The 2,084-nt window shown below is 69.0% G+C and carries 3 protein-coding genes; 1 reads left to right on the top strand and 2 read right to left on the bottom strand.

Annotated elements, in window-relative coordinates:
• The first annotated feature begins 359 nt into the window (after positions 1-359).
• Positions 360-905: a Uma2 family endonuclease gene (locus AC31A1_RS50630; RefSeq protein WP_393751580.1), complete on the top strand. Its 546-nt coding sequence runs from the start codon at positions 360-362 to the stop codon at positions 903-905.
• A 22-nt stretch (positions 906-927) separates the two neighbouring features.
• On the opposite strand, the gene AC31A1_RS50625 is transcribed toward AC31A1_RS50630, so the two are convergent.
• Positions 928-1,644, bottom strand: a complete 717-nt coding sequence (locus AC31A1_RS50625) for a Clp protease N-terminal domain-containing protein (protein WP_489659786.1) — start codon at positions 1,642-1,644, stop codon at positions 928-930.
• Between the two features lie 31 nt (positions 1,645-1,675).
• Positions 1,676-1,948, bottom strand: a complete 273-nt coding sequence (locus AC31A1_RS50620) for a hypothetical protein (protein ID WP_489659785.1) — start codon at positions 1,946-1,948, stop codon at positions 1,676-1,678.
• Positions 1,949-2,084: the final 136 nt, after the last annotated feature.

Genomic DNA, 2,084 nt, shown 5'->3' with positions numbered 1-2,084 from the left:
CGCCCCACCACCCCCGAGGGCAGCCCGTCCGGACCGAGGGCGGCGACCTCCACACCACCACCCTCGGCCGGAGCGAGCGCCCAGCGATCGGTCATGTTCGCGAGTGTGGCACGGAGGTCTGACAACGCCCCCGACCTGCGTGAATCGCGTCGCCGACGAAGCGTCTCCGAGCGAAGAAACGTCACGCGCACACTCGTACGGGTGACGCATCGCGAGATCGCGGGCGGCCCTCTCGCCTACGCTGACAGGGTCGCTCCGTACGAAGGAGGTCCGCCGTGGCACTGACCGCCCCAGAGCGTCGACTGAGTCCTCATCCGAGTCCGATGAGTCCTCATCCGAGTCCGACGGAGGAGAGGCGCATGGACGCTTCGGTGGAGGCCGCCTTCGAGGCGTTCGACGCTGCCGCCCCGGAGGGCTGGCGCGTGGAGTTGATCGAAGGGAAGATCCACGTGGTGCCTCCGGCCAATGGGGAGCATGAGGAGATCGTGTCCGAGACGGCGGAGCAGGTCACGCTCAACCGCCATGACGGCGATCTACGTACGTATACCGGTATCGGCCTGGACGTTCCGGACGCGTCCGTCACCGGCAAGGTCGTCCCCGACCTGGTGATCGCCCCGAAGGGCAGTTTCGCCGACGACCAGCGCTATCACGACCCCGCGCCCGTCGTGCTCGTCGGCGAGGTGACCTCCGAGTCCACCGCCGTCAACGACCGCGGTCCCAAACTGCGTGGCTACGCGCGCGCGGGCATCCCCTGCTACCTGCTGATCGACCGCGAGGCCGGGACGGTCATCGTCTACAGCGAGCCCTCCGAGGACCGCTACACCCGTGCCGCCGAGATCGAGATCTCCAAGACCGTGGCGCTGCCCGAGCCGCTCGGGTTCGACCTCGACACGAGCCAGTTCTGACCAGGGCGGCGGGCAGGCCGTCTCAGCCCTGAAACCCTTTGAGCATCTGCGCGATGTGCCCTTCGGTCGTGGCCTTGTCGATGCCCAGGCCGTTGAGGACGCCCTCGCCGTTCTCGTGCTCCAGGAGGGCCAGCAGGATGTGTTCGGTGCCGATGTAGTTGTGGCCGAGGCGCAGGGCCTCGCGGAAGGTGAGTTCCAGGACCTTCTTGGCGTCGGGGCCGTAGGGGACGAGTTCCGGGACCTCGTCGGCGGCCGGGGGGAGTGCGGCGGTGGCCGCCTGGCGTACGGCGTCCAGGAGGACGTCCTGCGCGACGATCGCCTTGGCCGCCAGGCCGTCCGGCTCGGCGAGGAGGCCGAGGACCAGGTGTTCGGGGCGGCCCTCGGGGTTGCGGGCGGCGATGGCTTCGTTGTGGGCGGCCATCACCACGTTGCGGGCGCGTTTCGTGTACCGGCCGAACCCCTGACTGGGGTCGAGGTCGGCGGAGTCCTTCGCCACGAACCGCTTCTGCGCGGCCTGCCGGGTGACGCCCATGCTCTTGCCGATGTCCGACCAGGACGCGCCGGAACGCCGGGCCTGGTCGACGAAGTGCCCGATCAGATGGTCGGCCACGTCGCCCAGGTGGTCGGCGGCGATGACCGCGTCCTGGAGTTGGTCGAGCGGCGCGGGGTGGACCAGCTTGATGGCCGCGATGAGGTCGTCGAGACGTACGGATGAGGTGACGTTCGGGTTGGTCGTCATATGTCAACCGTAGGTTGACAGTGCGGGAGTGTCAACCCCGGGTTGACACCTGTCCTGCAGATGAAGGTGAGGGCGTGATCAAGCAAAAGCCGGCCCCGGTCTCGGCGATGCGGGACCGCCACTCCTCGTCACTGAGCCGCCCCGTCACGGCCGACCGCAGCAGCTCGTCCTCGAACGCGGCCCCGGCCGGCGTCCCCTCGGCCAGCCCCCAGGCCCGGTCCAGCGCGTTCATCCCGTCCGGATCCCACACGTGCACGACTCCGTCGAAGTCGCACAGCACGGCGTCGAACGGCGGCGTCTCCATACGAACCGATCTTGCCGCGCGGGCCGAAGCCCCACCGCCCCAACGCCCGCACATCCACAAGGAGTTGGTTGTCCACAGGGTGTGGACAGTTCGGAACGCGACCCCCGGCCCGGACATCCGGGAGGTATCCCAGGAC

It is taken from the genome of Streptomyces sp. P5F9 (assembly GCF_057961495.1).
This window is presented reverse-complemented; position numbering and strand designations above follow the sequence as displayed.

Coding starts and splice junctions, on each gene's coding strand:
- AC31A1_RS50625 (WP_489659786.1), bottom strand. CDS start 1,644: ATGACGACCAACCCGAACGTCACCTCATCCGTACGTCTCGACGACCTC.
- AC31A1_RS50620 (WP_489659785.1), bottom strand. CDS start 1,948: ATGGAGACGCCGCCGTTCGACGCCGTGCTGTGCGACTTCGACGGAGTC.
- AC31A1_RS50630 (WP_393751580.1), top strand. CDS start 360: ATGGACGCTTCGGTGGAGGCCGCCTTCGAGGCGTTCGACGCTGCCGCC.